The sequence below is a fragment of the Candidatus Pelagisphaera phototrophica genome, assembly GCF_014529625.1.
Classification (GTDB): domain Bacteria; phylum Verrucomicrobiota; class Verrucomicrobiia; order Opitutales; family Opitutaceae; genus Pelagisphaera; species Pelagisphaera phototrophica.
The window spans coordinates 3,558,278-3,580,740 of the sequence record NZ_CP076039.1 but is presented as its reverse complement, the minus strand read 5'-3'; the positions used below and the strand labels follow the sequence as shown (position 1 = coordinate 3,580,740).

Annotated in this window: 23 protein-coding genes, 1 tRNA gene and 1 pseudogene; 17 read left to right on the top strand and 8 right to left on the bottom strand. The window is 49.5% G+C overall.

All coding sequences use genetic code 11. The annotated features are described in order from the left end of the window. Window position 1 precedes the first annotated feature (1 nt). The 12 genes from phnH (at window position 2) to GA004_RS15410 (ending at window position 12,691) form a co-directional block, all read left to right on the top strand. Window positions 2–610, top strand: a complete 609-nt coding sequence (gene phnH / locus GA004_RS15465) for a phosphonate C-P lyase system protein PhnH (protein WP_283394779.1) — start codon at window positions 2–4, stop codon at window positions 608–610. 15 nt (window positions 611–625) lie between these two features. Beyond that, on the top strand, window positions 626–1,789 hold the full coding sequence (locus GA004_RS15460) for a carbon-phosphorus lyase complex subunit PhnI (RefSeq protein ID WP_283394778.1): 1,164 nt from the start codon (window positions 626–628) through the stop codon (window positions 1,787–1,789). Between the two features lie 27 nt (window positions 1,790–1,816). Next, window positions 1,817–2,704, top strand: coding sequence for an alpha-D-ribose 1-methylphosphonate 5-phosphate C-P-lyase PhnJ (locus tag GA004_RS15455; RefSeq protein WP_283394777.1), 888 nt, complete (start codon window positions 1,817–1,819; stop codon window positions 2,702–2,704). A gap of 14 nt (window positions 2,705–2,718) precedes the next feature. After that, complete coding sequence (locus GA004_RS15450; protein ID WP_283394776.1) at window positions 2,719–3,570, top strand: ATP-binding cassette domain-containing protein; 852 nt, start codon at window positions 2,719–2,721, stop codon at window positions 3,568–3,570. A gap of 18 nt (window positions 3,571–3,588) precedes the next feature. Beyond that, window positions 3,589–4,308, top strand: coding sequence for a phosphonate C-P lyase system protein PhnL (locus GA004_RS15445; protein WP_283394775.1), 720 nt, complete (start codon window positions 3,589–3,591; stop codon window positions 4,306–4,308). Between the two features lie 23 nt (window positions 4,309–4,331). Next, window positions 4,332–5,264 carry a phosphate/phosphite/phosphonate ABC transporter substrate-binding protein gene (locus GA004_RS15440; protein WP_283394774.1) on the top strand — a complete coding sequence of 311 codons (933 nt, stop codon included), beginning with the start codon at window positions 4,332–4,334 and terminating at the stop codon, window positions 5,262–5,264. Window positions 5,265–5,272: 8 nt separating this feature from the next. Then, a complete protein-coding gene (locus tag GA004_RS15435; RefSeq protein WP_283394773.1) occupies window positions 5,273–6,103 on the top strand; it encodes a phosphonate ABC transporter ATP-binding protein in 831 nt (276 codons plus the stop codon). A gap of 66 nt (window positions 6,104–6,169) precedes the next feature. Beyond that, the gene (locus tag GA004_RS15430) at window positions 6,170–6,910 is read left to right on the top strand and encodes a PhnE/PtxC family ABC transporter permease (RefSeq protein WP_283394772.1); all 741 of its coding nucleotides are present in this window, start codon (window positions 6,170–6,172) and stop codon (window positions 6,908–6,910) included. A 2-nt stretch (window positions 6,911–6,912) separates the two neighbouring features. Beyond that, complete coding sequence (phnE, locus tag GA004_RS15425; RefSeq protein ID WP_283394771.1) at window positions 6,913–7,740, top strand: phosphonate ABC transporter, permease protein PhnE; 828 nt, start codon at window positions 6,913–6,915, stop codon at window positions 7,738–7,740. A 2-nt stretch (window positions 7,741–7,742) separates the two neighbouring features. Then, window positions 7,743–8,903 carry an alpha-D-ribose 1-methylphosphonate 5-triphosphate diphosphatase gene (locus GA004_RS15420; protein ID WP_283394770.1) on the top strand — a complete coding sequence of 387 codons (1,161 nt, stop codon included), beginning with the start codon at window positions 7,743–7,745 and terminating at the stop codon, window positions 8,901–8,903. Between the two features lie 81 nt (window positions 8,904–8,984). Further along, window positions 8,985–10,895 (top strand): ABC transporter ATP-binding protein, encoded by a 1,911-nt coding sequence (locus tag GA004_RS15415; protein ID WP_283394769.1) that lies wholly within the window; start codon window positions 8,985–8,987, stop codon window positions 10,893–10,895. Further along, a complete protein-coding gene (locus GA004_RS15410) occupies window positions 10,892–12,691 on the top strand; it encodes an ABC transporter ATP-binding protein (protein WP_283394768.1) in 1,800 nt (599 codons plus the stop codon). The genes GA004_RS15415 and GA004_RS15410 overlap by 4 nt, the downstream gene beginning before the upstream one ends. Before the next feature lie 10 nt (window positions 12,692–12,701). Here the strand turns inward: GA004_RS15410 and GA004_RS15405 are convergent. Beyond that, window positions 12,702–13,822: pseudogene (locus GA004_RS15405) on the bottom strand (DUF5690 family protein). A gap of 22 nt (window positions 13,823–13,844) precedes the next feature. On the opposite strand from GA004_RS15405, the gene GA004_RS15400 reads away from it, so the two are divergent. The 3 genes from GA004_RS15400 to GA004_RS15390 all read left to right on the top strand — a co-directional run bounded on the left by GA004_RS15400 (window position 13,845) and on the right by GA004_RS15390 (window position 15,280). Continuing rightward, entirely contained in the window at window positions 13,845–13,976 is a 132-nt protein-coding gene (locus GA004_RS15400; protein WP_283394767.1) for a hypothetical protein, read from the top strand. A gap of 178 nt (window positions 13,977–14,154) precedes the next feature. Beyond that, entirely contained in the window at window positions 14,155–14,676 is a 522-nt protein-coding gene (locus tag GA004_RS15395; RefSeq protein WP_343218866.1) for an MSMEG_1061 family FMN-dependent PPOX-type flavoprotein, read from the top strand. 79 nt (window positions 14,677–14,755) lie between these two features. Then, window positions 14,756–15,280 (top strand): methylated-DNA--[protein]-cysteine S-methyltransferase, encoded by a 525-nt coding sequence (locus tag GA004_RS15390; RefSeq protein WP_283394766.1) that lies wholly within the window; start codon window positions 14,756–14,758, stop codon window positions 15,278–15,280. 172 nt (window positions 15,281–15,452) lie between these two features. Here GA004_RS15390 and thiD read toward each other — a convergent pair whose 3' ends face one another. From thiD to GA004_RS15360, 6 genes are all read right to left on the bottom strand, one after another. Beyond that, window positions 15,453–16,256 carry a bifunctional hydroxymethylpyrimidine kinase/phosphomethylpyrimidine kinase gene (gene thiD, locus GA004_RS15385; protein WP_283394765.1) on the bottom strand — a complete coding sequence of 268 codons (804 nt, stop codon included), beginning with the start codon at window positions 16,254–16,256 and terminating at the stop codon, window positions 15,453–15,455. A 7-nt stretch (window positions 16,257–16,263) separates the two neighbouring features. Next, complete coding sequence (locus tag GA004_RS15380; protein ID WP_283394764.1) at window positions 16,264–16,962, bottom strand: HAD family hydrolase; 699 nt, start codon at window positions 16,960–16,962, stop codon at window positions 16,264–16,266. Between the two features lie 2 nt (window positions 16,963–16,964). Continuing rightward, window positions 16,965–17,327: a PHP domain-containing protein gene (locus GA004_RS15375; RefSeq protein WP_283394763.1), complete on the bottom strand. Its 363-nt coding sequence runs from the start codon at window positions 17,325–17,327 to the stop codon at window positions 16,965–16,967. Window positions 17,328–17,369: 42 nt separating this feature from the next. After that, window positions 17,370–17,774: a PHP domain-containing protein gene (locus GA004_RS15370; RefSeq protein ID WP_283394762.1), complete on the bottom strand. Its 405-nt coding sequence runs from the start codon at window positions 17,772–17,774 to the stop codon at window positions 17,370–17,372. A 352-nt stretch (window positions 17,775–18,126) separates the two neighbouring features. Then, window positions 18,127–18,202, bottom strand: a tRNA-Ala gene (locus tag GA004_RS15365). A gap of 226 nt (window positions 18,203–18,428) precedes the next feature. Further along, entirely contained in the window at window positions 18,429–19,298 is an 870-nt protein-coding gene (locus GA004_RS15360) for a hypothetical protein (RefSeq protein WP_283394761.1), read from the bottom strand. 436 nt (window positions 19,299–19,734) lie between these two features. Here GA004_RS15360 and GA004_RS15355 point away from each other — a divergent pair, with 436 nt between their 5' ends. Next, a complete protein-coding gene (locus GA004_RS15355; protein WP_283394760.1) occupies window positions 19,735–20,481 on the top strand; it encodes a GvpL/GvpF family gas vesicle protein in 747 nt (248 codons plus the stop codon). A 158-nt stretch (window positions 20,482–20,639) separates the two neighbouring features. Here the strand turns inward: GA004_RS15355 and GA004_RS15350 are convergent, their stop codons facing one another. Further along, window positions 20,640–22,142, bottom strand: coding sequence for a sulfatase family protein (locus GA004_RS15350; protein WP_283394759.1), 1,503 nt, complete (start codon window positions 22,140–22,142; stop codon window positions 20,640–20,642). A 125-nt stretch (window positions 22,143–22,267) separates the two neighbouring features. Between GA004_RS15350 and GA004_RS15345 the strand changes: the two genes are divergently transcribed. Beyond that, window positions 22,268–22,405: a hypothetical protein gene (locus GA004_RS15345; RefSeq protein ID WP_283394758.1), complete on the top strand. Its 138-nt coding sequence runs from the start codon at window positions 22,268–22,270 to the stop codon at window positions 22,403–22,405. The last annotated feature ends 58 nt before the right edge of the window (window positions 22,406–22,463 follow it).

Genomic DNA, 22,463 nt, shown 5'->3' with positions numbered 1-22,463 from the left:
TATGGTTCGCGAAGCAGCTTACGACGAAGTATTCGATTCCCAATGTCACTTTCGATCGATCCTCGATTCGATGGCGAGGCCGGGGAAGATAAACGATCTCAAGCGGTTGGGTTTTGAGCCGCCGCAAAGCCTATTGAGTGCGACCACGGCTGTATGCTTGTCTCTTCTCAATCAGGACGTGTCATTCTACATGGCTCGAGGGAATCCCGCCAGTGAAGAATTTTTGAAAGTCAATACGGGCAGCCGGTCAGCCGATCTGGAAGAAGCCGATTTTATTATTGTCGACGAGGACGAGTCGCCTGATCTCGTGAGACTGGTCAAAGAAGGTTTACTCACGTATCCCGAGGAGGGAGCGACTATTATTTTGCAAACGAAGGGATTCGAGGACGAACAGGCAGATGGATTTCAAGGTATTAGATTGGAAGGTCCAGGGATCGATGGAGTAATGGAACTTCACGTTAGAGGACTGGGGCTCGAATGGATAGAGGCGTTGAGGGCAAAAAACTCGGAGTTCCCACTCGGTGTTGATCTCATACTCGTTAGCGACAGCGAACCGGGTGAGCAAAAGGTAGCCTGCATACCAAGGAGCTCCCGCATCCACCCAATTTAGTAAAGGAACGTACTTATGGGATATGTAGCTATAAAGGGCGGAGAAGACGCGATAGAAAATGCGTCTCGTCTAGTTGAATACGAAAGAGTTTGCTCGCGTACCACCCCGCTGGAAATAGAGCAGATTAAGACGCAGCTAAGTGCTTTGGTGGACAAGATAATGGGCGAGGGCTCACTGTATGCGCCTGAGCACGCAGCCTTGGCCTTGAAGCAAGTTCAAGGTTGCCCGCTTGAGGGGGCTTTCATTTTGAGAGCCTATCGGGCGACCCTCAACCGGGTCTACTACTCGGACATTATTGATACAAGAGCGATGCGAGTTTCCCGCCGAATCTCCTCGGCCTTCCGGGAAGCGCCAGGCGGACAGATTCTCGGTCCTACGCGTGACTACACGGTTCGCTTACTAAACACTGACCTGGCATCCGAATCCAAAGAGGACTTCGAGCGATTCATCGATGAAGTGGATGGGCTTGACCGAACTTTGCTCGAAGATCCGCAATCCTTTTCGAAGATCATGGATATCCTTCTGGAGCAAGGGATGCTTCAAGGGGTTGATGATGACGAAGACAATAGAGTTGTGGATGTTACGAGAGAGGCGGTTAAGTTCCCAGCCCCCCGTTCAGCGGCTCTGCAAATGTTGGCTAGAGCGGAAACTGGCGGATTATGTGCATTGGCCTACTCGTCAATGAGGGGATTTGGATCTGCCCATCCAACAATTGGAGAACTTCGAGTAGGCAAAGCTAAGATACATGTGCGGGACCGTCGTGGTAGACGCAGGTGTATCGGAAGCATCAAGGTTACCGAAACCGAGGTTATTTCGAAGCTGAAAAAGAAGGGTAGAGATTCAGTACCTTACATGACCTTGGGATACGGCCTATGCTTTGGGCATAATGAAACGAAGTCCATATGCATGGGAATATTGGATCGGACTATGCGTGTGAACGACGAGCATCCAGCTAATAGTCAGGAGTTCGTTTTATATCACACAGAGGGCGTTGAGTCTTACGGATTTACCAACCATTTGAAGCTTCCGCATTATGTGACCTTCCAGTCCGGACTGGACAACCTAAGAAAAGCGATGGAGCGGAAAGATGATTCTCGAAACGGAGACAAGCAAAAGAAGACGGCGAACACACCTATGGCGGAGGAAGATGCCATGGATCCCGCTCAGGAATTACTGTAATTGCGGGGAGCGAGGAAAGTATTTGAGATGATCGAACAAGAGAAATTCAGTCGAAGTTATAATTACGCTTTCGTTGACGAATCTACCAAGAAAGAGATTCGCCGAAAGATTCTTAAAGCGGCCGCCATTCCGGGCTATCAAGTTCCATATTCGTCGCCGGAAATGCCGATTTCCAGGGGATGGGGGACGGGTGGATTGCATGCCACTTTGTCCATGATCGGTCCCAATGACGTTTTTAAGATCATCGATCAAGGTAGTGACGCTAGCGTAAACGCGTGCAACTTGAGGAACTTTGTCAAGCGTATGACTCATTGTGATACGACCTTCCATACCTCGGATGCGACGCTTATCCAGACGCGGCACCGGCTTCCCGAGGAGGTACTGACGGAGAGTCAGATCATTGTTTTCCAGGTTCCTCAGCCTGAAATTTTGAGAGGAGTCGAACGTTACGAATTCAAGACTAGGCAGATGCACGCGGAGGCGGACTATGCTAAAATGTGGGTTTCCTTGTACGAATCCTATGTCAAGTTTGGTGCGATCATGCGTGGCGCTGGCTACCCGGTGAAGGTAAACAACCGCTACATTATGACGCCGTCACCCATTCCCCGATGGGATGTTCCTAATCTCAGTGATAGCAAGACGCTGCATGTTTTTGCTGCGGGACGGGAAAAGCGGATACACTGCGTTCCCCCTCACACTACCGTAGAGCCTCTAGAGTTTGAAGATATTAAATTCCGCGTAGAAGAGTTTGAAGGTATACGATGCTCAGTTACAGGCGAGGACCGAGCTTTTATGGATGAAATCTACGAATCTGAAAGCAGTCGCAAACATGTTATTAATGACAGTAACTTTCTCGACAAGCTGCGCGAGGGCCCTCGGCCTGATCAGCGATTGTTCACGAACCCAGCAGAGTAGAGAGACAACTAAAGATGGTTAAGAATAAAACGGAAGATTGGCTCCTTCGGGTTAGGGGACTCACGAAAATATATGGTGACCCCATTTCCAATACAATTAACTACACCGGTCCGAAATTCGGGACCAACCAATGCCCTGAGACTGATGCCATTGTAGCGTGTGCGGAAATTGATTTCGATCTTTATCCGGGAGAAGTCTTAGGCGTTGTCGGGGAAAGCGGATCGGGCAAGAGCACGATCGTTCAACTGCTTTATTTCGATAATGAAGCGTCTGGAGGGGATGTTCGGTTCCGTGGATTCAACGATGGTAATACGAATCTACTTAACGTGTCTAATCAGAAGAAGCGATACATTCGGAATCATTTGATGGGAATGGTATACCAGAACCCGCGAGACGGCCTGAATTTTAAATTCTCAGGGGGTGGCAATATCGCCGAGAAGCTTTTGATGGCGGGGGAATTCCACGTTGGGCGGATTCGTGAGCGAGCTAGCGATCTTCTTGAGCGCACTGAAGTGCCTTTGCCTCGTATGGATAATACCCCAGGCTCGTTCTCTGGTGGGATGCAGCAGCGGGTTCAAATATCGAAAGCTATCGCCAATAATCCCCCGCTGCTATTCTTAGATGAAGTCACTACCGGTTTAGACGTTTCCGTTCAAGCCAGAGTCCTCGATTTGATTAGGGGTCTACAAAGGCAGCTAGGCATCTCGATGATAGTCGTGTCTCACGACCTAAGCGTAATACGGATGCTGACGGATCGCACCATGGTAATGAAGGATGGTCGGATCGTAGAGGCGGGATTGACTGATCAGATTCTTCAAGATCCACAACATGAATACACGCAGCTGCTAGTAAGCAGTCTGCTTTAACTGGGAAAAGGTATCTAAATGGAAAACTTGCTAGAGATTCGGGGTCTGAAGAAGAAGTTTCTTCTGCACATATTGAACGATAAGAAAATTGATGCCTTGGAGGATATTAGTTTCACCATGGCTAAAGGCGAAATTATCGGATTAACCGGCAAGTCCGGCTCGGGAAAGTCGAGCTTGATGAAGTGCTTGTACGGAACTTATCTAATTAACGAGGGCGAGATCTTATACCATTCGGGCTTCTACGGGGAGATCGATTTGGCTAAAGCGAGCGAGCACGAAATTCTTGCAATTCGAAGAAACGAGATGACCTACTGCTCTCAGTTTCTACAGGTGATACCTAGAGTTCCGGCAGTAGAGATTGTCGCGGAACAGCTGATTAAGGAAAACGTAGACCGCGATGAAGCTCTCGAAAAAGCTCGATCGTTCTTGGAGGAACTTGGACTGCCACAAGAGCTTTGGGACGCGTATCCATCCACATTCTCCGGTGGAGAGCAGCAGCGGATTAATGTGGCCCAAGCCATTATATCCACTCCCAGATTTCTGCTGATCGACGAGCCGACCGCGTCCCTCGATCAGAAAACAAAGGATGTCGTCATCGGCAAGATTCTGGATCTGAAGAGGCGCGGTACTTCGATTATCTTGATTACTCACGATGAGTATACGCTAAGCAACCTGGCTGATCGGGAACTTAAGCTCAAAAGCGGCCGCATCGAAGAAGTCGAAGTCGCGACCGCATAAATTTCCAATATTTAAGTATTGTATTGAAATACTGGATTACAGTAACTCTGCTTGCCGCTGTAGCCCTATCTGGTTGTCAGCCCAACGGGTCGAATTTCACCGTTGATGAAAGAGGGTGGCCCACGGTTCTACGAATAGGACACAACCCGCCTGAGGAAGAAACCCAACGGATGTCTCGCAAAGAAATCTATAATGCTTTGGCGCAGTATCTCGGGAAAACGCTAAACATAGACGTGGAGATCACGAAGACAGGATCCTACAGCATAGCCATTGAAGCGATGAGATCCAAGAAGATCGATATATGTCAGTTCGGTTCATTTAGCTATTTGATCGCTCACGAAAAGGCGGACGCCGAGCCACTGGTTATTATAGGAACGGAAGAGTCTCGTCACGGGGCTTATCAGTCCTACTTGATAACCTCGCCATCCAGCGGTCTTAATAGCATGGACGACGTTTTGGAAAAATCGAAATCACTAACGTTCAGTTTTAATGATCCAGCTTCTACATCAGGCCACTTAGTTCCGAGAGGGTATTTCGACTCGATCGGAGTGAAGCCTGAGGTGGTTTTTGGAAAAGTCGTCTATTCCATGAGCCACACGGCCAACATAATGACTGCCCTTGCGGGAAAAGTGGATGTGGCCGCAATATCATCTACTACCTTGGCACGCCTAGTCGAGCGTGGCACGATTGAGGAGAGCGAGTTCAGAGTCCTTTGGAAATCAGAGTGGATGCCCACGGGACCGTTCGCGGTGCGCGGGGATCTGCCGAGCGACTTCAAACAATCCATTCAAGATGCTTTTATCAATATGCATAATGATGCTCCAGATACTTGGGCTCTAGTTTCGTCGATATACATATCTGACAATCCCATATTCTATCGAGGCGACGATACCGCTTATGACTATTACCGAGACATCGCCAGAAACATGGATCAGATGCAACTACTATCGGACTAGGATGAACTATGTTAGAAGTTGCGAATCTTAAGAAAATATTGCCGAACGGCAAAGAGTTGCTCAAGGGCGTGACTTTTAAGATCCAGAAAGGCGAGTTTGTAGGCGTTCTTGGTCCGAGCGGTGCCGGAAAATCGCTTACGTTGCGTTGCATTCTCGGCCTCACAAGGGCGGAAAAAGGAACCGTTCGATTTAGGTGTCCCGATGGAAGTTGCTGTAATTTGGACCAGGCCAAAGGCAAGGAGGCTCGCAATGCAAGGCGACATGTGGGAGTGATTTTCCAAGGGTTCAATTTGGTGCATAGGTTATCCGTTCTGGAAAACGTTATGGTTGGCCGTCTGGGTGCGATAAGTCCCCTCAGGAGTTTGATTTACGGATTTACTGACAAAGAAGCGGAAGAAGCTCTAAAGGTGCTCTCCAAAGTCGGCATGCAAGGCTTCGCTTCGCGCAGAGCGGGTAGCCTAAGCGGCGGCGAGAAGCAGCGGGTTGCCATAGCGAGGGCAATGTTCCAAAGGCCTTCCATCTATTTGGCAGACGAGCCGATTTCTAGCTTGGATCCAAAAAATGCCAAGGCGATCATGAAACTCTTATTGCCCTTGGCAAAAGAAACACCGGTTCTTGGAGTTTTCCATCAGCCAGAAATAACCCGCAAATATTGTACACGCGTTGTTGCGATTCGAGGCGGGGAAGTTGTCTACGACGGCAAACCGGATCTGACTGAATCGGATTTAGCGGAAGTATACGGAGACGAGCTTGATGAAGTACTGTCTAACAGGCAGGGTGGCGATTTCACGGAGGAGCAGGTGCCCATTCAGGCAAGCCCAATAACTAATCTCAGTTGAGCTTCTAGCGTGAAATCGATTCTGGCCACTTATAGCCCCAAGCGCTATTTTAAACTCATCCTGCCGATGGGTGGGCTAACCATCTGCGTATACGCGGCGGCGGTCCTTTGTGAATTCGATCTTGGTGCCCTGACCTTCGGGATTGTTGACGGGTTTTCCCGGCTTAACATTTTTTTTCCGCCTGATTGGACGGTCACCATGACGATGCTAAATCAGTCTGCTATCACAGTACTAATATCCATGCTGGCCACGCCTATTGCGGTTATAATATCGATCGGGATTGGGTTAGCAGCAGCCTCGAATGTATCAAGCAAACTTTTACGTCCATTTGCCCGCGTGGCTCTGGGCTTAGAGCGTGCCCTCCCGGAAATCATTGTATTAATCATGTTGATAAAGGCTTTGGATATCGGCCTTTTTCCGGCTGTCATAGCGATCGCAATCGGGAGTGTGGGCATGTTGGGGAAATTATTAGCGGACGCGATTGAGGAAGTGGAAGAACGCCGCCTTGAAGCCTTGAAGGCGTCTGGGGCTAGCTATTGGCAAGTGATACGTTACACGGTAATTCCCGATGTGCTACCTTCGCTGATCGCCAACTCCATATTTCGGTTTGAAGTAAATATCAGAGCGGCAACCGTATTGGGTGGCGTAGCCGGTGTTGGAATTGGTTATGAACTTATAAGGGCGATTGCCGTTGTAGATTATCAGAGAGCCACGGTAGCAATCATGATGATTATGGTGCTCGTAAATCTTTCGGAGCGGGTATCCAATTTCGCTAGGGGAAAAATACTGACGAAAGAGAGGCTATAGCATTGGGAGAGTCTCACCAGCCAGTCGTTGACTACGAGCTTCCTTCGAAGAAATTTCGTCGGAATGCTACTTACTGCCTAGGGTTCGCAGTGATATTTTCGGGTGTATCCATAGCTTTGGGATTCGATCCGTTGAAGATCATTTACGAGTTCGGTCAGATCGTCGATTTAGTAGAGAGAATGGCTCCCCCGAACATGATGATCTTTGTTCAGCAGAGGAACCTGTTCGATTCGATCGGGGAAACCATAGCGATGGCCTTTCTTGGGTCTCTATTTGGCGGGCTCTTGGCGTTTATGCTAGCTTTCCTGGCAGCCTCTAATACGACACCTCGCCCGATCGTCGCGAAAACCACTCGAACACTATTCGCAATTGAACGCTCGATTCCTCAGCTGGTCACGATGCTCGTTTTTCAAGTGGCTGTGGGAATTGGGCCATTCAGCGCCGCTCTAGCTTTGATTATCGGATCGATTGGGATGTTCGGCAAACTGTTCGCGGAATCGATCGAGAATGTGGATCGAGGTCCGATTGAATCTCTGGAAGCGATAGGAGCCACTGGCTTCCAGAGAATCCGTTACGCCATCATTCCGGCAGCCATGCCTTCGTTCATTTCCAGTTGGTTTTACTCCTTCGATATCAATTTGCGGCAAGCGATCGTATTGGGTGTGTATGGAGGCGGGGGAGTTGGGATGCAGCTGCATCTCGCTCAAAAGACACTGAATTACAAGAACATGCTAGCCTTGGTGATCTTTATCATAGTCCTAATAGCCAGCATGGAACGTGTATCTGATTATTTGAGACGAAAAATGTTAGGCAGCAATACTTTGAAGTAATTATGAATCAGCAAATCGTAACGAATGCCAAGATAGTGACTCCCTCTGGTCTCGTAGAGGGATCCGTTATCGTCGAAGAAGGCAAAATCGCGGACATTAAGAAGGATTCGTATTATCCAGGAGAATACGATGCTCATGGGCATTGGCTTATTCCGGGGGTAATCGATATTCATACGGATTATATAGAGAAGGAATTGCACCCGCGGCCGAGTGCGGGCTTCCCCATAGAGTTGGCGTTCCACATGATGGATTTGCGAGCGCTCGCCTCGGGTCTAACCACCGTTTTGGGAGCTGTTCGCATCTCGAATGACCCTTGGAAAAAGGGTGGAGAGTTGCGTGCTCGATCGGGCTTGGCTTTGGCGGATGAGTATGAGCGTATGGCTCGAATCTCTTCCGTTCGCCATTTTATGCACATCCGGTGGGACACGAATTTCGAGCCAGCCAGCGTTATTGTCGATCAATTGGCGGACTACTCGACACTGGGTAATATCGTGTACAACGAGAATATTCCAGGGCAACGGCAATTTCGGAGTCTCGAGGAAATCGCGGTCAAGCAAGCAGCGTCGAAGGGTCTCACTGTGGAGGAAGCTATGAGGCAGCTCAAAGAGAGAATAGAAGCGAATAGTGCCATCAACAATCGCGTTGAAGTTCGGGACAAATTCTCCGGAAAAGTGTGTATAGGGAGCCATGACGACACGACGGTCGATCACGTGGATGAGGCCAAGGAGGCGGGAGCGACTTTGGCGGAGATGCCTACTACCATGGAAGCAGCTCGAAGGGCCAAGGATCTTGGCATGTATGTTTGTATGGGCGCTCCCAATTATTATCGTGGTGGGTCGCATTGCGGCAATCTGTCCTGTATCGATGCCTTGAGTGAAGACCTCGTCGACTCGCTTTGTAGCGATTACCATTTTCCCTCAATGTTAGGTAGCGTCGTTAAGATGATCGATCAAGGGATGGATCCGAGTCGAGCTGTTAATTTGATAACGCTCGGGCCGGCGAAGGTTCTAGGTTGGGAAGAGCGGCTCGGAAGTATTGAAGTTGGCAAAGTCGCCGATCTCACGCTTTTCGAACCAATGAAAACCTACGGTCGTGTCGAGGAAGTTTGGGTAGATGGCGTATCCAAAATTTCTATGAAAAGTCCGGATCCAGCATTGGTTTAGTCGTGGAACCCTTAGTAAAAAAACGAAGACGCTGGAAACGCTCTGAAAACGAGCTTGTCGGCCTCGGTCGCTCAACGAAGTTTGCTCTATAAGGGCGAGAGAATTGGGATCTCTATTATCGAAAACAAACTTAAGGAAATTCTAAGACCGGGAACCAATGCTAGTGGCGACGTCGGAAACCTATTACTGACTCGCTGGATGCTAAGCCTTTGCTGGCAATTCAGAAGATTGTTCGCCTTGGCTGCGATTCTCCAAGTTGCCTTAACATTGTTTGCGGTTTTCGGATTGAATGTAGTTGGCCTGGGAATCGATTACCTGGCCTTCGTGTCTGGCATGCGTGAGGCTGGTCCTGCCTGGCCACTGGGCTGGCAACCACCTGCAGGCTGGACGCCGATGGAAGTGATTCTTTTGCTGTCCAGCGTAGCGTTGCTTTCCGCTGTTGCCCACGGGCTTCTCTTTTATGGAGCGGCCGCTTCCACTGCCAAGCTTGTGCACGGGAAATTGGCCCCGCAGTTGCAGCGCCAAGTATTCGGCAAGCTCCAGGAAGGCTGCATGCGATTCTATTCCAAGCAGCCAAGCGGGGCTATGATCAATCGGGCTACTGGAGATATCCAAGCAGTTCGGTCGTTCGTGGACTTGGCCTTGATGGAAGCGATTACGCTTATAATTACCGTCTCTATCTACGTAGTATTCATGTATAAGATACACAGCCTACTGGCTCTTGCTTGCATGATTTTCGTGCCGCTAATGGCTTTGAGGTCACTCGCTTTTTCTCAGACCACGCGCCCGCTGTTCATTTCCTACCGTGAAGCGTTCGACCGAATGATACTCTATTTGTCGGAAGCCATCAGAGGGGCCGAAGTTATCCGTGGATTCTCTGTTGAAGATCAAGCAATCGACAGAATGAGGAATATGAATAAGGATATTTGGGAATGCCAGAGCCGTATATTCCGTAGCATCAGTCTCTTCGGTCCGAGTATCAACCTTTTGTCGCACGCCAGTCTGTTCGCCCTAATCATCTACGGCGGACACTTAGTGATCTCCGGGCAATTGGCGCTGGGAGCTGGATTCGTCGTTTTCGCTGGACTGCTCCAGCAGTTCGCCAACCGCATAGCCAACGTGGCTCAGATTGCTAATGCCACTCAAGAAAGCCTTACAGGGGCCAGGAGGTTGCATGATATTTTGAATACCGAGCCTTCAGTGCAACAGCCAGATAATCCGCTGACACCTCAACCGTTTACCGGACGGGTGCGCTTTGATCGCGTTACGGTTTCCTACAATGAAACTAGAAACGCTCTTTCTGAGGTTGATTTCGAGGTGGAACCCGGTGAAATCGTGGCCTTGGCTGGTGAGACTGCAGCGGGCAAGAGCTCTTTATTGAACTTGATTCCGAGACTTTATGATCCGGATCGAGGGATTGTTTCCGTTAGTGGCGTAGACGCTCGAAGACTAGATCTTCAATGCTTGCGAAGAAATGTTGGAGTCGTTTTTCAAGATGCGTTTATATTCAGCCAGTCGATAGCCGAAAACATACGATTCGGCAATGCTGAGGCTCCAATGGAACTAGTGGTTAAGGCAGCGAAGATCGCTTGCGCAAACGAGTTTATTGTAGATTTGGAAAATGGATACGATACAATTATCGGAGAGATGGGAGTCGACCTGTCTGGAGGGCAAAGGCAGCGTCTTAGTATTGCCAGAGCATTATTGCCAGATCCGAAGATTCTGCTCTTAGACGATCCGACTTCAGCCATCGATCCCAGAACGGAAAAGCGCATTTTCGACGGACTTAAAAACGAGATGTCGGAAAAGACGACTTTCATCGTGGCTCATCGCGTATCCACATTGGCCCGAGCCGATCGCATTATCGTTATGAAGGAAGGCCGTATCGTCGAGATTGGCGCCCACGATGAACTGATGGGTCAATCCGGAGCTTATTCGGAAATGGTGGCAACCCAGTTTGGATCCTTGCTCGATCGAGAGGTAACCGTATGAGTTTCGTCAAGGCAACAGGTGGCGACCCCATTGGGGCCGGAATTAAATCAGAAGAGCGTCGTCTAGACCTTAAACTGATATTCCGAATCTTCTCCTACATGCGACCCCATTCGAGGCTGCGCGACCTCTGTCTGGCCCTATCGGCGGCTCGATCTATCCTCCGTCCTATGCAAGGGGTGCTTATAGGGCACGTTATCAATGGACCTATTGCCTCGAAGGACTTTCAAGGGGTTATTTTGTGGTCTGGAGTGTTTGTCATTCTGGCGATCGTGACAGAGGTGACCTTCAGTTATCGCATGCTGGCCTCGCAGCAACTAGGGGAGCGAGTGGCTCAGGGCTTGCGCAATGGCCTGTTCGAAAAGCTGCAAACGTTTTCGCTGGGATTCTACACCAAGACGAAAGTGGGTAGCTTGCTGAGTCGCTATATTTCGGACATCGAAAATATGCGTCGAGGCGTCCACGTGGTATTCTTTTTCGGTTTGATGCTGGTCGGGCAAATGCTGGTTTCGAGCGTTTTCATGTTCATCTACAACCCGGCATTGTTTTGCATCGTGCTAGTGGTGGCCCCGGTAATTTACGGAATCAATATCTATTTCCGCGGCAAACTATCCCATTGGTCCCGTCAAACGCAGCTTAGCCAAAGCCGATTGACGAGCAAAGTTGCCGAGGCAGTTAACGGAATGAAGATTATTCAAAGTTTTGCTCGGGAAAGACCGACGGCCGACGAATTTGAAACGCTCATTCAGGACCACGCTGCCAATAACCAGAATCTCGCTAGAAATACGGCAATCTATCTTCCTTTGCTCGAATTCAATACTCAGGGATTTCTTGCTCTGCTCTTAGCTGTGGGGTCCTACGGCACCTTAACGGGAAGCTTTGATTCCAGTGTGGATGATTTCATTGCCTTCTTTTTTCTGGCGAACTATTTCTTTATGCCCGTCCAGAACATCGGACGCATCTACACTCAAGCACTGGCCTCGGTGGCGGGAGCAGAACGGGTATTTCAACTCCTCGACAAAGAGCCCGATTGGAAAGAGACACCTAAGCTCGTTAGGCTGGCATCTCTGAAGGGATCGATTGAGGCCAAGGACCTCAGCTTCAGCTATCTGGATGGAAAACCGGTGCTCAAGGGTATCGATTTTCGCATCGAACCTAGAGAAACGGTAGCCCTCGTCGGTCATACGGGATCCGGCAAGAGCACGTTGGCCAATTTGATCAGCAAGCACTATCTGCCCACGAGTGGCAGTCTAGAAATCGATGGGATCTCTACAGTGGAAATGCACGGTCTGGCATTGAGGAAGCATTTCGGCATTGTAACGCAGCAAGCCTTTTTATTCGATGGATCCGTGACAGATAATATCAAGCTGGGATCGCCAGCTGCGACCGCGGATTTAGTTCATTGGGCGATCGATCAATTGGACTCGCGCGATATCTTGGAATCCTTGCCCGAGGGCTTGGATACGAAAGTGGGAGAGAATGGGAAGAACTTGTCGAACGGTCAACGGCAGATTGTTTGCTTCGCAAGGGCGATGTTGTGCGATCCCCGTATCCTGATTTTGGATGAAGCGACAAGCTCAGTTGATGTGATGACCGAAGCTAGAATTCAGGCAGCTCTTTCTCGCTTGATCGATGGCCGCACCAGCATCTTCATTGCCCATCGCCTTAATGTTGCCCGAATCGCTGACCGGATATTCGTCCTTGATCAGGGAGAATTGGTGGAAGCAGGGTCCCATAGCGATTTGCTGGCCGCCAAAGGAGTTTATGCACAATTGCATGGCGACTTTGTTTTAGCATGATAGATGCTTGCTAAGCGAGCGTTCCCTGCTGAGGAGGCGCAGTCTTCGCCGCTGTATTCAGCTTTCGATTAAAGAAAGCCAGTGAAAGTAGAACAAGTGTTGTTCCCATAATCGATATCAGGTAGCTAGAACTAACGAAAAAGGTGAGCCAGCTTTGATCTCCAGCTAAGAAATTGCGGTAGAGTATGACCACAACGCTGGCCAGATAACCCGTTGAATCGGCAATATACATAAAGAAGCCGATATTCGCCGCGCTTTTCAAAGCGGCAATGAGACGATCGAAAAGCATGCACTGGATGGGCACGTAGGCCAGATAGAGTCCCAGTCCCACCAAGGTGAACCAAAGGTAGGGGTTGATGGCTCCCGATTGGAAAAGCCAAGTGCTAATCCCAATGAGCGCGCTCCCAACGGCCATAACGATATGGGCCACATCCAAGGCCAGCCGATTTCCGCGAATCAGAAATAGGCTCCCAAGCACGATAAGAACGGAAAACGCTATGGGAATCTCGGATCGGACGAGATTAGACGCGCTATCGCCGTGCCCGATTTCTCGTAAAAGCCTGATAGCGAGGTTGTCGTGAAAATCTCGGTAGGCGGTTACAAGCGTGTGGAAGACTACAATGAGGGCGAGCCCGCCGCCTATTTGCTTGAAGAATTGAATACGCTCGGCTCCCGTCATGGGCGCACGCGTGGTCCTGTGCACTATGTCTTCTTCGTTCGGTGGAGGCACAGCTCGAAGAAGCCAGACAGACAGCAGAAGAATGGGCGTAAAGATCAATCCCGTAACGAAGTGCATCCAGAGTTCGGGCACACCCCAATCGGTAATTGTATAGCGACCAACGGATTTCACTAAACCCGAAGAAATGATAAAGCTGGAGCAAAGGCCCGCTCCCAACGCTTCCGTGTTTTTGCGGCCTTCAAGAAAACCGAACACGAGCCCCAGATCATGCCCAGCGGTAGTCCATTCAAAAACATGAGGATGAAGTTGTAGGGAAGTGGGACAACGTCGACGAAAAATAGAGCTGTCTCCGCGATACCAATGAACAATACAATGCAATGATTCGACCGCATTTCTTATATGACCTTGATCCCGATGAATTTGGATAGCGTGTATCCAAATACCTGCGAGATGATCAGTACGATTTTGTAGTCAATGCCCCAAAATGATTACGCTTCGCAGGAGCCCTGCGGAAAATGGTTTCCGGAACGCATACATGCAGAAATACAAGCAGAAAGTGGCCAACAGACTGTAGACGGAAAAGAGGAAGGTATTCCGTTTCTGTAGGTCTTGGATATAGCTGCTCAACGCCATGGGTGCAGGCATCGTACGGTTAGAATGCTAGGGTTTGATTAATTTCTTCGCCCGTTACCGTAAGGTTTCCGGTTGGCACTCGCGTAGTATCCTCACCGAAGTCAAATTAGCTATCGATTAGAACGATAGCTTCAGTCGAAGAGCTTGAAGGATTATACGGCTTGCCAATCGAACGGCGAAACTAAAAGAGCTCGATCATATCAACGATCATTGTCACCAATTTATCGAGGCGTTGCCATTCCTGATTTTATCGGCTCACGGGGCCAAGGGAATCGATTGCTCGCCTCGCGGGGATCCCGCTGGTTTCGTACGCTTGGCCGATGAAAGAACAATCCAGATTCCCGATCGGAGAGGAAACAAGCGGCTAGATAGCTTGAGGAATATCATCGCCAATCCATGTGAGGGAATCATTTTTCTGGTACCGAATGTTGGAGTGACGATCCGCTTAAGCGGCCAAGCCCGAATCGTAGTGGACAAGGAATTAAACGCTTCCTTTTCGATCAACGGGAAACCTTCCAGTAGCGTGTTAGGTGTCGGTGCAGAAAAAGTGTACTACCAATGCCCGAAAGCGCTTGCCCGCTCGCGGCTTTGGGAAACGGAGTCTCATCCGGAGCGAAGCCATTTTACGGCTGCCGGTGAAATGAACCATGTTTTTGCCAGAATGCATGGCTGAGAGTTTGACGGAGAGGCCTATGACAAAGATTATCCGGAATACATGAAGGAGACGATTTATTGAGATTAGGGATACAGTGATGATACATATTGATTACTATAGAACTCCCTGGGGCGAATTGCTCTTGGGTTCTCTGAAAGACCGGCTGGTTCTAAGTGACTGGCACTATCGGAAAATGCGCTTTTCCATAGACAAGCGGATCAAAGAAGGGGCGGGCACTGACTACGTTGAGGAAAGCTCGCCCACTATCGAACTAGCCAAAGTTCAGCTGAACGAATACTTTGTAGGCAAGCGGAAAGTATTCGATGTTCCTTTAGGTTTTATTGGAACAGACTTCCAGAAAAACGTTTGGGAGCAGCTCCAGAAAGTGACATTCGGCCAAACGGCTACTTACTTGGATTTGGCACAAGCTATGGGTAAGCCCAAATCCGTAAGAGCGGTCGCGAATGCCAATGGAGCGAATGCCCTGTCGATATTCGTTCCTTGCCATAGAATTATTGGAGGTGATGGTGCTCTAGTGGGCTACGCTGGTGGACTGAGAGCGAAACGCAAGCTGCTGGAGCTCGAAAGCGAACACCAAGGCGAATTGCCCCTGACAGCCTGATTCGCTATAAGGAGTCATTGAAACGAGTGGGCCTTTCAAATCAGCTTACCGACAATTTTTTCGATCGGATCATCGAAATGGATCAATGAAAGTCAGTTTTCAGAAGAGCACTTAGTTGCCCGAAGGAATTTGAAATGCGAACGCAGCTGAGGATCCGTGAAGCTTTGGGAATTCATGCCGGGAAGTGGTTGATGAATCTATTTCCGGAATGAAAGACAGGTCGCTCCATGCCACGTCTCAGATAGATTCGAGCCGCTTCGATCGCAGCGATGGCATCCATCCCCATGGCTAGGTTAGCAGCTACACACGAGCTCAGCGTGCAGCCGCTGCCATGCGTGTCGATAGAGCGAATTCGTTTCTGAAAGAACGAACGCGATTCCCCCTCTCGAGTACTAGCTACGTCGTAGAGTATATCGCCTTCAAGATGCCCGCCTTTCAGGTAGATGTTCGCGTTCCACTCGGTAGCCATCTCTTGGGCTGCTTGATCCATTTCATCTGGGCTTCGCAGCGGGCGGCCGATCAGTATCTCGGCTTCGTCTAAATTTGGTGTGATGATCGCTGCGATTGGCAGGAGGTGCTCCCTGTACGCATCGATTGTTTCTTCACTCAGAAGTCGAGCTCCGCTGCTAGAAACCATAACGGGATCGACGACGAGTCTAATGTTGGCGTTGCGAGAAAAGAATTCTGACACATGTTCAACAATCTCTTGGGTGCATAATAGGCCGGTCTTGGCAGCTCGCGCTGCAAAATACCGATTAACAGTTTCTGCTTGCTTGATCACGAATTCAGGCTCGAGTACTTCCACCTGAACTACCCCTTCGGGGTTCTGAGCCGTGACGCAGGTCATCGCCGCAATACCGTAGACGCCATTGGCCGCAAATGTAAGCAAGTCGGCTTGCATGCCGGCCACACCACCTGAGTCGGATCCAGCAACCGTCAAAGCGACGGGGACTTGTCTGCTTGGAAAAGTCTGCATGGCTCGGTTATCGTGTTGAAGGATTCCCTACGAAGCTTGCTCCCGATTCTGATTCTTGGGAAAGTAGCTCTATTAGCTCTTCGACCTGGTCTATGCTGCCATCACAGTCAGTGGGAGGTGGAAAGCGATCGTTGCGAATCCAGATTGCGTAAAGACCTGCGCTTTTGGCTCCTTCAATGTCCACCTCTGGGTTGTCTCCTATGAAGAGGCATTCGTTTGGCTGTAGGATGAGTTCTGCTACACAAGCACGGAAGATTCTAATATCCGGCTTCTTGATACCTTCTTCTTCGGAGACTTTGATGGATCTAAAGTGTCCAGCTATGCCGGAATTTTCGATCTTTCGCCTTTGTCCGTGACTCCTACCGTTGGTAATGATTCCGAGCGAATAGTTTGGCTCCAGTTGAGATAGAGTTTCAGGAACGCCTGGAAAGAGAATGGGATCGTCACCGTAAAATTGCCAAAAGTCTTCGAGTAGCTCTTGAGGATCGACTTCAAGATTCAGCTCCTTGCAGAGAAGCGGATAGAGAGCGTCTTTGGAGCGGTAGCCATTGTTTTCGTTGTCGACTAAATAGTCAATGTATCTCCTCTGGTCGATGGTCGAGAGCTGGCTTTCGAATCGTTCATACTGTTTTGTGACGAAGTTGAGAAAAGTCGAATCACGGTCGACGAGGGTCTGGTCGAGATCGAATATTAGTGCTCGAATCATCACTAATCCACTTTTTCTAAGGCTTCTTCGATCGGTTTAAAACTGATCTCGCGCTCCCTGAAACGGGCGATTTCGCTGAAGCCTGCTTTTTTTAGGACACTGATGCCACGCTCGAATTCGTAATGAATTTTTGCTGGCTCGTGACCGTCTGCTGATAGAGTAACTGAGATATCCAATTCCCGGCATTTTTCTAGTATGCTAGGCGAAGCGTAAGCCCCTCGACAAGGCAGCGAAAAGCTGGCTGTATACAAAATAACAGCTACGTTGTAGGCGGCGAAGGCATCTAGAGCCTCGTCGATTTCTTTTTCTAGTTCTTTTTCGGGAAAGAAGCGGAGACGTTTGGGCATGTCTATGTGAGTTACCATATCGAATAGTCCGCTTTCCGCCATCTTGCGTTTTAGCGTCCATTATTTTCTCCACATTTCAAGGCGGTCTTCTTCGCTTCTTTTTGGAGAGAAGCAATCGTCAAAAAACGCTTCGCCCACATGATGGAGTGAACCCATTCTAAAGTCCAGTTCGAGTCCTTCGATGAGGGGAGGTAAGATACTGTGATGATCCGTAAACCATTCAATCTCAAGGCCGATTTTAGCGAAAGCCGAAGGGCCCCTATTATACGAACGGATCTCCGATATGTATTCGTCAACCTTAGATGAAACCATAGACCAAGGGCGAGTCGATCCGTCTGGAAAAACGCAAAAGTGATCCGAAATCCCTAGATCGCGGACCCCCTTGCCGAAGGCTGCATCGTACCTTTCCGATACGGAAGTTTTCCCTTCGCTCAGCGTAGTATGATTGTGGTAGGCAGCGAACATGGAAAGAATTCTAATGTCAGAATTCCTTTCTTTGGCGAAGGTTTCGTTACTTTCACGTTACGAAACGAGAAGTCTCGAGCTCTGGGAAGCGTTTCTTGATGAGTTTTACTATCCGATCATAAGCTCTATAAGTTGCCTATCATCGACTGGACTAGTGCTCGGGGGGATTGTGATCTCTTGGGATTTGCAGATGTTTGCCTCAAATTTTTGACGGGAATGGGCAAGGATTTCTATTAAGTATTAATTAACCACTTTGTTGCCTAATTGATTAGGTATTATAACTATCTTTTCATGAGGTACTTTGAACATGAAGGTTAGAGACTGTCTAAGCATCTCAGATTCCAACGGAGGCTGGTGGAGCCGATCGGGATCGAACCGACGACCTCCTGCATGCCATGCAGGCGCTCTTCCAACTGAGCTACGGCCCCAATAACAGGCGATCACGGCGCCACGATGACTCAGCCTTGGCAAGCGAAAATTAAATTGTGCAGGCAATCACCCGAAAGATATGGCCGGGTTGTATCACTTATGTTAGATACATGGATAGCTCGTCCCTTGTATTGACGAGGTTTTCATTGGATCAAAAGTCATCACTAGTAAGTCGAGGCTGACTCGGATTCAATACCCTTTAAAACGACCGTCTAATCCCATCAGTTAGCCAGCATTCCTCGTCTTGGTTTTTTTCTCTACACTCCGGAATTCCTCGAATTCTTCAGTCGTAAGTGATTTAAGGCCACGAGACAGGTTGGTGGCGACGTGTTTGCTTTCTCCATTGAAAAGGAATATGTCGATCTTGGCAGACGTCGCTTTTAGTTCGGGGAAGGAGTAATCGAATTTTATTGGTTCACCGACACCTGTCTGGAGATTACCGATAGGGGCGATGCGGACGAAGGTGGCCTGTTGCCCTGCAGACGTATTGGTTGCCCCGACTCCCTCGAAAATGAGCACTGCGACGGTGTAGGCGTTCTCCAGATCGGTATCGGGAACGATCGTGCACCGTCCGTATAAGCTATCCACTTGTTTATGTAATCCCGAATACAGAAACTCCTTTTCTGTCTGGTCTTTAGTCAGTTCGCCCAAGGCCTCAACCGACCGGTCCCCTTCGGATACCAACTGGCCTCGACCGTCCATGGCGGCGACAGCTTTTTCAAACTCGTTCGTGGCTTGCTGCCTCATTTGCTCGGCGTTCATTTCGTTGATCGCCATCATGGTCCGCAGCTTTTCTGCCTGCGAGTCGAAGGTGAACTCCAGGTCGCGAATCTCGACAAAGTATTTGCTGATGACCATCACCGGCTGCATAGAACAGTTGAGCCTGTCGACGGGCTTAAGGGATTTTTTTGAACCGGTAAGCTGAAGGCGTTTTCCATCGAAGCTTTCAATTGGAAAAAAGTCCCGCTTTAATTGGGCACTTACCTTGCCGCTCATAAACAAGTAGTAGTCGGCAGATGTCTCCGCATCCGAAATCTGGGCGCTTACTGAGAAGCCAAAAACGAGTAGGCTGAGCGATAGTGTAAAATATTTCATTTCTGAAAACGTTAGATTTGAGCTCCGCGACCATCGTGTGCGAAAACGGTATAGCATGGTAATAGCTGATGGGCACTATGTAGAAAAAGTCCATCAAGAACGATCGCTGAGGCTGAGTAAGGGTCTTTTCTAGGTCCCTGAACTGCGGCGTCTTTTTGAGCGGCGGCGTCTTCCTAGGCGGACGCTAACATTTGGAGAGATCCGAAAAAACGGTTCATCGAAATTGAGTTTTTTCTGCCATCGTTCCTTTTTCGGGAGATTTCCACCCTTAGGGTTAGCACTATAGCAGGCATTCCTTCGATTATCAGGGAATCCCCGTTGCCTATGGGGACGCCGGTCTAGGATTGACGAGCACGGGCAAGTATTGATATTTTTTTAACGAATCGGTCACTCCCGAGCCCGAGGGTCGGTTCTCGCATACCTAATCAACCACCTAATGAGCATCTACCTATATGGATTCACCTTGGCAGACGCGCCTCATCGCCTAGAGAGGCTGGAAGGCGTGGACGAGCGGAATGTGTTCATGGTTACGATAGGAGAAGTTTCGGCTCTGGTCAGCAACTATGGCGGCGGTCGATTCGAGGTTCGGGGAAAGGACATTTTTGCCCATCAGCAAGTGATTCGTGCGTTGAACGATGAGGCGAGTATCATACCGCTGGAGTTTGGACTCACGTTGAAGAACCTTTCCATGGTAGAGAATGTGATCCGGTCGAATCACGATCATTTAAAGTGCGAACTCTCCCGTATCTTTAGTAAAGTGGAGATGGAAGTGTTGCTTCGATTTGCGACGGCAGACTTATTCAAGTTCATGGTGGCCAAGTACCCATTCTTGAAAGACGAGCGATTCAAGTTCGCGAAAGGGCGCTTACTCTACAGTTTGGGTGACCGGGCCAGAAAGGGAGAGAAATTTGAAATCGCTCTGAAAAAGGAGAAGGAGATTTTCGCTAGTCAAGTAAAGGCGCTCATCGGTCCCTGGTGCGCTGAGATCGCTCTGAGCAAAACCGCTTACAAGGAGCGGGACGTGGCTACCTTTAATTGCCTCGTGAATCGGGAACGGCTCAAGGTATTCGAAAACTCAATATACGATGCCGCCGAGAAATTCTGCGGTGATTTGCTGTTCACTTTCAATGGCCCTTGGGCGCCGCAGCATTTCTGCAATCTTAGCAAGATCTCCTACGCTTAGTAGGACATGCGGCCTAGAATAAATCGGATGTCCTTAAGGGTAGTGCCGTTTATCCCAAAGCGGTCGTGATCGTAGCCCAGTGATGGAGTTTTGGCTGCTTAGGGCGTCGGCCGTGAGCTCAGCCGAATCCACAAGCAGCCCTGCCATTGACGAAGCAACTACTCGTATTCCCACTTGCTGATCCAAGGGTCGTTGGTCGCTTTCTGAAATGCTTTTAACTTGGCTTTCATCGATTCGAGGATTTTGGAATATTCAGGGTTGCTGGCGAGATTCACTTCTTCGTAGCGGTTCTCAGTGACGTTGTAGAGTTCGAACGCAGGACGATCGACGTAGGAGCCGACACTCATGTAGCCGTAGAGGGCGTCGTCCCCTTTCTCGAGTTGAGCTTGCCACGTGGAAGATGCCCAAAGGTCGCTCGCGAATGGGTAGGGGAGTCCGGAAGCGATATTCCAGATGAGCTTGTACTTGCCATCCCATACGGTCCGCATCGGGTAGTACATTGTGATTTCGTGGAATGTGTGGGAGGCGAACATCGTCTTGTGGTGAGAGGCGTTTTTCTTTCCGAGAATTGGAATCCAGGAATCACCATGGTAGCTGGTGTAGGGGCGATGTCCGCGATTGTCCTTCGCCACGTAGTCCTTGTTCTTCCAATACGCATCTGCTTTCACGAAGTTTTTAGGCTGGTTCTTCTCGCGATCGAGCGCCTGGGCAAAATCCACCAATGACGGAGTGATGTCGGCGTGGCTGATCATAGCATAGGATTCGATACCTCGCTTTTTCTCGTACGGGTTGCGAACGATGAAGGGGACATGGAGTCCGGCTTCGAAAACGGTGGTCTTAGCTCCTGCAAATGCCATGCCGTGATCCGAGGTAAAAACGATTAGGGTCTTATCATAGAGATCCGATTCTTTCAGAATTTTGATCAGCTCAGCGATGCCCTGGTCAATACGAGCGCAGCTTTGATAGTAGTGGGCCAGCTCGCTGCGTGATTCGGGCGTGTCGGGTAGGAATGGGGGAACCGGAATCTTGTTGGGATCGAAGAAGACCTCGTCCACGCCTTCGTAAGCGGCCTTGTTCGGAAGGTTGCCAAAGAAATTCGGTTTATGCCTCCCGGGATAGGACGCGTCGTCTCCCCCACCGCGATGCGGATCGGAAGTCGCAAAATAAAGGAAAAACGGTTTCTCGTCATCTGCCGTGATGAAGTTTTTGGCGACAGATGCCATTTGCTTCGCATTGCGAGCATTTCCTTTGAGGTAGGTATCGAATCGGTAGACTTCTTCCGGCGCCAAATGATACTTGCCGATTTGTCCGGTGCGGTAGCCTGCGTTAGACAAAACGCGTGGTAAGGAGAGGGCGACCACGTTGTGAAAGCTGGCGAATTTGTGGTAGGCGTGCTGGTGTCCGAACTGCCCGTTGAAGTGGTTATGGAGTCCGGAAAGAATGACGGACCGGCTTGCTGAGCAACTGGCGGTTGTGGCATAGGCTCTTTTGAATAGCGTGCCGTCCTGGGCGAGGGAATCGACTGCCGGTGAGATGGCAACCGGGTCTCCATAGCAACCGAGTGTTGGGCTCTGGTCATCGGTTACGATGAAGATGATATTTTTTTCTGCCGCGTAGGAGATCGAAGTAAGGAGGGGGATGAGGGGAATTAGAATACGCATAGTTGTTTGGGAAATATGGGAAATTGCGAATCAGCAGTCCAGACGGAATCGATGAAACTCCGTGACGCGGACTACTTGGTTGTGATGATCCGGGTTGTGAGCGAAATGCTCGAGGTGCAAAGCTAATGGCTGCCGCAAATTGGAGGCGAGACCGTTCGTCCAATGCCGAAGTCGAAATTCCCGAAAGCGTCGAGCAGGTCGAAGTTCCTCTCGATCCTGCGATCGCGATTGCCAACCGATTCGGGAAGCTCGCTTTTGTCTAAAAGTCTGTCTAATAAATCAGATTAAATATCGTTGCTCACCAGATGGTCCTGCGGAAAG

What these genes read in the sequence shown, in the direction of transcription:
- GA004_RS15400 (WP_283394767.1), top strand. Translation starts at nt 13,845, where the DNA reads ATGCCCCAAAATGATTACGCTTCGCAGGAGCCCTGCGGAAAATGGTTT.
- phnH (WP_283394779.1), top strand. Translation starts at nt 2, where the DNA reads ATGGTTCGCGAAGCAGCTTACGACGAAGTATTCGATTCCCAATGTCAC.
- GA004_RS15355 (WP_283394760.1), top strand. Translation starts at nt 19,735, where the DNA reads ATGAGCATCTACCTATATGGATTCACCTTGGCAGACGCGCCTCATCGC.
- GA004_RS15370 (WP_283394762.1), bottom strand. Translation starts at nt 17,774, where the DNA reads ATGTTCGCTGCCTACCACAATCATACTACGCTGAGCGAAGGGAAAACT.
- GA004_RS15380 (WP_283394764.1), bottom strand. Translation starts at nt 16,962, where the DNA reads ATGATTCGAGCACTAATATTCGATCTCGACCAGACCCTCGTCGACCGT.
- GA004_RS15430 (WP_283394772.1), top strand. Translation starts at nt 6,170, where the DNA reads ATGGGTGGGCTAACCATCTGCGTATACGCGGCGGCGGTCCTTTGTGAA.
- GA004_RS15445 (WP_283394775.1), top strand. Translation starts at nt 3,589, where the DNA reads ATGGAAAACTTGCTAGAGATTCGGGGTCTGAAGAAGAAGTTTCTTCTG.
- GA004_RS15350 (WP_283394759.1), bottom strand. Translation starts at nt 22,142, where the DNA reads ATGCGTATTCTAATTCCCCTCATCCCCCTCCTTACTTCGATCTCCTAC.
- GA004_RS15390 (WP_283394766.1), top strand. Translation starts at nt 14,756, where the DNA reads ATGATACATATTGATTACTATAGAACTCCCTGGGGCGAATTGCTCTTG.
- GA004_RS15435 (WP_283394773.1), top strand. Translation starts at nt 5,273, where the DNA reads ATGTTAGAAGTTGCGAATCTTAAGAAAATATTGCCGAACGGCAAAGAG.
- thiD (WP_283394765.1), bottom strand. Translation starts at nt 16,256, where the DNA reads ATGCAGACTTTTCCAAGCAGACAAGTCCCCGTCGCTTTGACGGTTGCT.
- GA004_RS15460 (WP_283394778.1), top strand. Translation starts at nt 626, where the DNA reads ATGGGATATGTAGCTATAAAGGGCGGAGAAGACGCGATAGAAAATGCG.
- GA004_RS15360 (WP_283394761.1), bottom strand. Translation starts at nt 19,298, where the DNA reads ATGAAATATTTTACACTATCGCTCAGCCTACTCGTTTTTGGCTTCTCA.
- GA004_RS15410 (WP_283394768.1), top strand. Translation starts at nt 10,892, where the DNA reads ATGAGTTTCGTCAAGGCAACAGGTGGCGACCCCATTGGGGCCGGAATT.
- GA004_RS15345 (WP_283394758.1), top strand. Translation starts at nt 22,268, where the DNA reads ATGGCTGCCGCAAATTGGAGGCGAGACCGTTCGTCCAATGCCGAAGTC.
- GA004_RS15450 (WP_283394776.1), top strand. Translation starts at nt 2,719, where the DNA reads ATGGTTAAGAATAAAACGGAAGATTGGCTCCTTCGGGTTAGGGGACTC.
- GA004_RS15375 (WP_283394763.1), bottom strand. Translation starts at nt 17,327, where the DNA reads ATGGTAACTCACATAGACATGCCCAAACGTCTCCGCTTCTTTCCCGAA.
- GA004_RS15420 (WP_283394770.1), top strand. Translation starts at nt 7,743, where the DNA reads ATGAATCAGCAAATCGTAACGAATGCCAAGATAGTGACTCCCTCTGGT.
- GA004_RS15455 (WP_283394777.1), top strand. Translation starts at nt 1,817, where the DNA reads ATGATCGAACAAGAGAAATTCAGTCGAAGTTATAATTACGCTTTCGTT.